Source organism: Prevotella sp. HMSC073D09 (assembly GCF_001814145.1).
GTDB lineage: Bacteria > Bacteroidota > Bacteroidia > Bacteroidales > Bacteroidaceae > Prevotella > Prevotella conceptionensis.
The window spans coordinates 1-262 of record NZ_KV815157.1; the positions used below are offsets into that span (position 1 = coordinate 1).

The window sequence follows — 262 nt, forward strand, 5'->3', positions numbered from 1 at the left end:
GCGCTACTAATTGCCCGAAACTTTCTTACCTCCCCCGCATCTCAGCCGTGTCGTCGGCCCCGCTTGTTGCGGGCGTCGCAGGACGCCGTTTTCGCGTGGCGCGTTACTTTCTCTTAGCTTGCTTGTGCGATAGTCAACCCCCTAATCAGGTGGTTATTGCGGCGGTGTCCCACCTCTTCCCATTCCGAACAGAGAAGTTAAGCCCGCCTGCGCCGATGGTACTGCAATGCAATGCGGGAGAGTAGGTGGCCGCCTTTTTTCA

1 rRNA gene is annotated in these 262 nt (G+C 57.6%); it reads left to right on the forward strand.

The features are described from left to right. The first annotated feature begins 145 nt into the window (after nucleotides 1-145). Nucleotides 146-258 (forward strand): 5S ribosomal RNA (rrf, locus tag HMPREF2955_RS14720). The last annotated feature ends 4 nt before the right edge of the window (nucleotides 259-262 follow it).